The 6,309-nt window shown below is 65.9% G+C and carries 7 protein-coding genes; 6 read left to right on the top strand and 1 reads right to left on the bottom strand.

What is annotated here, in order from left to right; genetic code table 11:
- The first annotated feature begins 195 nt into the window (after window positions 1-195).
- The 4 genes from J7I79_RS21120 to J7I79_RS21135 all read left to right on the top strand — a co-directional run bounded on the left by J7I79_RS21120 (window position 196) and on the right by J7I79_RS21135 (window position 3,770).
- Complete coding sequence (locus J7I79_RS21120; RefSeq protein ID WP_214956684.1) at window positions 196-636, top strand: VOC family protein; 441 nt, start codon at window positions 196-198, stop codon at window positions 634-636.
- Between the two features lie 21 nt (window positions 637-657).
- Window positions 658-1,611, top strand: a complete 954-nt coding sequence (locus tag J7I79_RS21125) for a 1,4-dihydroxy-2-naphthoyl-CoA synthase (RefSeq protein ID WP_214956686.1) — start codon at window positions 658-660, stop codon at window positions 1,609-1,611.
- Between the two features lie 27 nt (window positions 1,612-1,638).
- Window positions 1,639-2,787 (top strand): AMP-binding protein, encoded by a 1,149-nt coding sequence (locus J7I79_RS21130; protein WP_214956688.1) that lies wholly within the window; start codon window positions 1,639-1,641, stop codon window positions 2,785-2,787.
- A 101-nt stretch (window positions 2,788-2,888) separates the two neighbouring features.
- Window positions 2,889-3,770, top strand: coding sequence for a 1,4-dihydroxy-2-naphthoate polyprenyltransferase (locus J7I79_RS21135; RefSeq protein WP_214956709.1), 882 nt, complete (start codon window positions 2,889-2,891; stop codon window positions 3,768-3,770).
- An 18-nt stretch (window positions 3,771-3,788) separates the two neighbouring features.
- On the opposite strand, the gene J7I79_RS21140 is transcribed toward J7I79_RS21135, so the two are convergent.
- Window positions 3,789-4,151 (bottom strand): DUF4229 domain-containing protein, encoded by a 363-nt coding sequence (locus tag J7I79_RS21140; RefSeq protein ID WP_214956711.1) that lies wholly within the window; start codon window positions 4,149-4,151, stop codon window positions 3,789-3,791.
- A 158-nt stretch (window positions 4,152-4,309) separates the two neighbouring features.
- Here J7I79_RS21140 and J7I79_RS21145 point away from each other — a divergent pair, with 158 nt between their 5' ends.
- Window positions 4,310-4,783, top strand: a complete 474-nt coding sequence (locus tag J7I79_RS21145; RefSeq protein WP_214956690.1) for a PLD nuclease N-terminal domain-containing protein — start codon at window positions 4,310-4,312, stop codon at window positions 4,781-4,783.
- A 533-nt stretch (window positions 4,784-5,316) separates the two neighbouring features.
- On the top strand, window positions 5,317-6,276 hold the full coding sequence (locus J7I79_RS21150; RefSeq protein ID WP_214956692.1) for an endonuclease domain-containing protein: 960 nt from the start codon (window positions 5,317-5,319) through the stop codon (window positions 6,274-6,276).
- Window positions 6,277-6,309 lie beyond the last annotated feature (33 nt).

Genomic DNA, 6,309 nt, shown 5'->3' on the forward strand with positions numbered 1-6,309 from the left:
AAGAACGTGGGGTTGCCAGTGCCACATCAGGAAAAGCCTTTCCCGGGACAACTGTGACCCATGTCATGACAATCTGTCAAGGTATTGTCTGCACTTCTTATAAGCCTTGCGTTATGTTCGGCGCCCGTCCGAACCCGGACCGGAACTGTCCGCAGACCCCTTCCGGCGGGAACACCGCCGTCGTAGTTTTGACCCATGGGACTCAACATTCAGATAGCGATCGACTGCAGTAATCCGCACGAACTTGCCGACTGGTGGGCGGAAACCCTGGACTGGGCGGTGGAACCGCAGGATGCAGCGTTCATCCGGTCCATGATCGAGCAGGGGTTCGCCACCGAAGCCGAAACAAAGACCCACAACGGCAAGCTGGTGTGGGCTGCCGGCGCGGCGATCCGGCCGGTCGAGGAACTCGAAGCCAAGGCACCCGCCCGACGCTTGCTGTTCCAGACCGTGCCGGAAGCGAAGACCATAAAAAACCGGGTGCATTGGGATGTCCGCCTTGACGGCAGGGACAAGGATGAGGTCCGCGCGGCTCTTGAGGCACGCGGCGCAAAATTCCTGTGGACCGCCAGCCAGGGGCCGCACGAATGGCACACTATGGCGGACCCCGAAGGCAACGAGTTCTGTATCAGCTGAGGCGATTACTAGACTCGGTCTGTGAGCAACGAATTCCCAGCCAAGGTATCCGACGTCTTTGACCCCTCCCGGTGGCGCACCGTGGCCGGCTTCGACGACTTCCAGGACATGACCTACCACCGGCAGGTTGAGCGGGACTCGGACGGCGCCGTGCTGCGGGACCTGCCCACGGTCCGCATCGCCTTCAACCGTCCGGAGGTCCGGAACGCGTTCCGCCCGGGCACCGTGGACGAGCTCTACCGCGCCATGGACCATGCCCGCATGACCCCCAACGTGGCCACGGTGCTGCTCACGGGCAACGGGCCGTCACCCAAGGACGGGGGCCACTCGTTCTGCTCGGGCGGGGACCAGCGGATCCGCGGCCGTGACGGGTACCGCTATGCCGAGGGCGAGACCAAGGAGACCATCGATCCCGCCCGCGCGGGCCGCCTGCACATCCTGGAAGTCCAGCGGCTCATGCGGACCATGCCCAAGGTGGTCATTGCCGTCGTCAACGGCTGGGCGGCCGGCGGCGGGCACTCGCTGCACGTCGTTTCCGACCTCACCATCGCCTCGCGCCAGCACGGCAAGTTCAAGCAGACGGACGCCACGGTGGGAAGTTTCGACGCCGGGTACGGCTCGGCGCTGCTGGCCCGCCAGATCGGCCAGAAGGCCGCCCGCGAAATCTTCTTCCTGGCCCGCGAATACTCGGCCGAGGACATGGTCCGGTTGGGCGCCGTGAACGAGGCCGTGGACCACGAACGGCTTGAGGAAGTGGCCCTGGAATACGCGGCGGACATCGCCCGGCAATCGCCGCAGGCCATCCGCATGCTCAAGTTCGCCTTCAACCTTGCCGACGACGGCCTGGCCGGGCAGCAAGTGTTCGCCGGCGAAGCTACCCGCCTGGCGTACATGACGGACGAGGCCGTGGAGGGCAAGGAAGCCTTCCTCGAGAAGCGCGATCCCGACTGGTCCCAGTTCCCGTACTACTTCTAAGCCCGCACTACTCCTAAGGCAGCCCCTGTGACTTCCCAGCCCCCGAACATCGAACCGGCGCTTAAGGCGCTGGCGGACGCCCTCCACGGCGAGGGCCCCGCCGTCCAACTTTCCGCCGACGCTTACGGCAATATTGTGGTTTCCGCCGTGGAGACGCCGGGCTTCGAGGACGCCGCCGTGGTGGTGCGCACCTCCGGTTCCACCGGCGCGCCCAAGGCGACGGTCCTCACCGTGGAAGCCCTGGCGGCGTCGTCCGTGGCCACCGCGTTCGCGCTCAAGGGCGAGGGCCAGTGGCTCCTCGCACTCCCCCTGCAGTACGTTGCCGGGGTGCAGGTCCTGGTGCGCTCCCTCTTCGCCGGCACCCGGCCGTGGGCCATGGACCTCTCCGCAGGGTTCACGCCGGAAGCGTTCACCGCGGCCGCCCAGGAGCTCACGGACAAGATCCGCTTCACGTCCCTGGTGCCCACCCAGCTGCAGCGGCTGCTGGACGCGCCGTCGGCCGAAACGCTGGCCGTGCTGCGCCGGTTCAACGGCATCCTGCTCGGTGGCGGCCCCGCCTCTCCGGAACTGCTTGATGCGGCCCGTGACGCCGGCGTCCGCGTGATCACCACCTACGGTTCCGCGGAGACCTGCGGCGGCTGCGTGTACGACGGCTTCCCGCTCGAGGACGTCCTGGCACGGGTCGACGGGGACGGCAGGATCCTGCTGGGCGGCGCCACCCTGGCCGCCGGCTACCTCGGCGAAGCCGGACCGGCAGCCGACGACTTCTTCGAGGAGGACGGCGTCCGCTGGTACCGCACCGGCGACCTCGGATCCATCGACTCCACCGGGAAGCTCACCGTGCTGGGCCGCGCCGACGACGTCATCATCACCGGAGGCGTGAAAGTTTCCGCCACGCACGTGCAGGCCGAGCTGGAAAAGCTCGACGGCGTGACGGCGGCCTTCGTGGCAGGCGTCCCCTCGGAAGAGTGGGGCCAGGCCGTGGCCGCATACGTTGCAGTGGAGGACAGCTCCCCCGCCGGCATCGAGGGTTTCACCGCGAAGCGGCACGATGATCTGGGCCGGCTGGCTCCGAAAACCGTCCTCGCTGCCGGCGAGCTGATGATGCTGCCCAACGGCAAACCGGACCGGCTGGGCATGACTGTTCTGCTGGACGCTCTGCATCAGGGAAAATAGAGAAGCCCCGCCCCGGCCGAAGGGCCGGAGCGGCAGGATTTCGGCGGGTTTAACCCTCCGGCCGCACTGAAATGAACAACGAAGCAATCGGAGTACTGACCGTGGCCACAGCCGCACAATGGATCCAAGGCGCCCGACCGCGCACCCTGCCGGCTGCCATCGCACCGGTCCTGATCGGCACAGCCGCGGCCTTCGAGATGGACGCCTTCAAGCCGCTCAACGCCGTCCTGGCCGCGTTTGTGGCCCTATTGCTCCAGGTCGGCGTGAACTACGCCAACGACTACTCGGACGGGATCCGCGGCACCGACGAGGACCGCGTGGGACCCCTTCGCCTGGTGGGCTCGGGCGCCGCGAAGCCTGAGATGGTGAAGCGGGCGGCGTTCGCCGCGTTCGGGCTGGCCATGCTGTTCGGCCTTGTCCTGGTGGTAATTACCCAGGCGTGGTGGCTAATTCTGGTGGGCCTCGGCTGTGTCCTGGCCGCCTGGGGGTACACCGGAGGCAAGAACCCGTACGGCTACATGGGCCTGGGCGACGTGTTCGTGTTTGTGTTCTTCGGCCTCGTGGCCACTCTGGGCACCACGTACACGCAGGCGGGGCAGCTCAGCCTGGCCGCCGTCATCGGGGCCATCGGCACCGGCCTGATCGCGTGTGCGCTCCTGATGGCCAACAACGTCCGGGACATTCCCACGGATATCCAGGCCGGCAAGAAGACCCTTGCCGTGCGGCTCGGCGACAAACACGCCCGCGAAAGCTACGTCCTGATGCTGGCCGTCGCCATCCTGCTGGTGGTGGTCCTGGCGCCCGCACGCCCGTGGATGCTCATTGTGCTGCTGCTGATCCCGGCCAGCCTGATGCCGTCATGGCTGATGATCAACGGCCGGAAGCGCAAGAGCCTCATCCCCGTCCTCAAGCAGACGGGTCTGATCAACCTGGGCTACAGCGTGCTGTTCTCCCTGGGCCTCGTCCTGAGCCACGGGCTGTAGGGATACAGCCGGGCGGGCTTAGGCGTCCTTGCGGGGAGTTTCTTCTTTGCTGGGAGCTTCGGTGCGGGGAGCTTCAGTGCGGGTTGCTTCGGTGCGGGGAATTTCCGAACGGACCGTGATGTCCGGGTTGGCGTCCACCAGGGTGTCCTCGGCGTCGGCGTCTTCCACCTCGCCGGCAGTGCGGATGGGCTTGGCCCGGCCGGAGAAGCGCTCATGCAGGCTGGCCGTAGCGGCGTCGCGCTGCTTCTGGAAGAACAGGTAGCTGATGGCGAAGGCAATCAGGCCGGCAAAGACTGCGGCCAGCAAAATTCCCACCTCGAGGAAGCTGAACAGCACGAGCAACGGCACGAACAGCGCCAGACGGATCAGGGAGTATTTCATAAAAGCCACGGTTCAAGTTTAGCCGTCCGGCGTCGAAGCCACCGCCAGTTGTGCGGTGGAGCCCCCGCCTGGGAGGGAGCCCGCCGGTATGCGGTCGTGCCCGGCAGGCGAAACATCGGGAGGCAGTGCTGCAGGCGTCCGGACGGTAGACTAATGGTATGCCCCGTGTATTGGTCGCCGTCGCCGTTCTTGCCATATACGTCTATGGCATCGTGGACGTGATCCGCACTGAAAAGCACCTCACCAGGGGTATTTCCAAGACAGCCTGGATCATCGTGGTTGCTGTCCTGCCGGTGGTGGGTGCGGCACTGTGGTTCATCATCGGACGGCCGCGCGGAAGCCGCCCCGCCGCGCAGTCCTACAGCCACACCGTCGCGCCGGATGACGACCCCGATTTCCTGCGCAACCTCGAAATCCGCCGCCGCAACCAGGCCGAAGCGGACCGTCTGAAGAAGCTCAAGGACGAACTCCAGGCCAAAGAGCACAAGCTCAACGGCGGTGCTTCCGGCACGGGCGGATCAGGCGAGGGCAAAGGCAAGGGCAGCCAGGACGGCAGCCACCGGGGCGACAAGCACTCCGAAGAATCACACCACCCCGAGACCGACTCCCACGGCACGGACGAGGTCAAGTAAGCCCAGTCAAGTACGCCTGTTCACGTAAGCCCGCTTCGGCGGCAGCAGGTTCCGCCGTGCCCGGCGCCCCGAACATGCCGGCGCTAAGACTCCATGGCGTTAAGAATCCATCAAGAATGCGGCAACAACGCACCGCACTGCAGTCCGCGGATGTTTGATGAATTTAGGGGCTACATGCAGGGAACGTAATGCAGAGAGCCGAGTGCAGAGAGCCCCCGAGCCAAGCGTAAGGAGCCCTGCCATGACCAACGACACTGCCGAGGCGGTCCTGTTCTTCGTAGGCATGGCCGTGCTGCTGATTGTCCTCGTGGTCACCCTCATCCGGTCCACAAAGTAGAGCCGCCTGCCGTCCCCATTTGCCAGTAGTGGCCGCTACTCTCCACTCATAGCGGCCATTACTGGCTAATCGGCGGCGCCCGGAGAGTCGCCCCCGCCCGTCTGCCGCAGCAGGCCGGACTTCCACCTGTCCTCCACATTGGCGCAGGGCTGTGGATAAGGGAGCGGCCGTCCTGCTACGGGGTCAAAATGCTCCTATGCACCTTCCCTCCGAGCTTCCGCAGGACCTTCGCCACGGTCCGTTCACTGTGGCGCAGGCCCGGTCCGCGGGCCTGACGAGGCGGCGCCTGAGGGCAAGCGACCTGGTTCAGCCCTGTCGCGGGGCACGCGTTTCAGCATTGGCCGGGGATACGTTGCTGCTTCGTGCCACCGCCCTCGTCGCTGTCACTGGAGCGGTGGTCAGCCATCTTTCAGCGGCCGCGCTGTGGGATTTCCCGCTGCCGCTGGAACTGCAGAACATCGACGTCGTCCATCTGACGTGCAGTCCGGGCCAGCGAGCCGTTCGGCGGAAGGGTGTGGTGGGCCACCAGCTGATACTGGAGCCTGCGGAAATAACCAAGGGACGGCACGTGCGATGCACCTCTCCCCTGCGGACATGGTTCGACCTTGCGGGAATCCTTGGTCCCGATGACCTTGTCATAGCCGGCGATTTCCTGTTCCGACGGAGGAATCCGCTCGCCACTCTTGCCGAGCTGGACGACTTCCTGTCCGGCAGGACCGGTAAGCCCGGCTATCGCAGGGCCATGCGGGCCCGTGCCCTGCTGCGCACACGGACGGATTCCCCCAAGGAGACGGAAGTCAGGCTGCTACTGCGCCGCCATGGCCTTCCCGAGCCGGCCATCAACGTTCCTATGGTTGACGCCTCCGGCAGGTGGATTCAGGACCCGGATATGTCCTATGAGCGGGAAAAGATCGCCATCCAGTACGACGGCGGCCACCACGCCTCGCCTGCACAACGCCGCAGCGACATCTTCCGCGACGAGGATGCCAAGGAAGCGGGATGGCGGGTAGTGGTGCTGACCCAGAGCGACCTCGGTCCCTTCGCACCCGGCACGGAGCCCAGGGCCGTGACCCGTGTCCGCAAAGCGCTCGTGGAGCGTGGCTGGGCACCGGAACCGTCCCGGCGACGTCGGCCCACTGACGCCGATGGCCGCTAAGCGGGTGGCTTAGCCTCGATCCACCGGTCGGGT

Source organism: Arthrobacter sp. ISL-69 (assembly GCF_018613775.1).
GTDB lineage: Bacteria > Actinomycetota > Actinomycetes > Actinomycetales > Micrococcaceae > Arthrobacter.

Coding starts and splice junctions, on each gene's coding strand:
- J7I79_RS21120 (WP_214956684.1), top strand. CDS start 196: ATGGGACTCAACATTCAGATAGCGATCGACTGCAGTAATCCGCACGAA.
- J7I79_RS21140 (WP_214956711.1), bottom strand. CDS start 4,151: ATGAAATACTCCCTGATCCGTCTGGCGCTGTTCGTGCCGTTGCTCGTG.
- J7I79_RS21145 (WP_214956690.1), top strand. CDS start 4,310: ATGCCCCGTGTATTGGTCGCCGTCGCCGTTCTTGCCATATACGTCTAT.
- J7I79_RS21150 (WP_214956692.1), top strand. CDS start 5,317: ATGCACCTTCCCTCCGAGCTTCCGCAGGACCTTCGCCACGGTCCGTTC.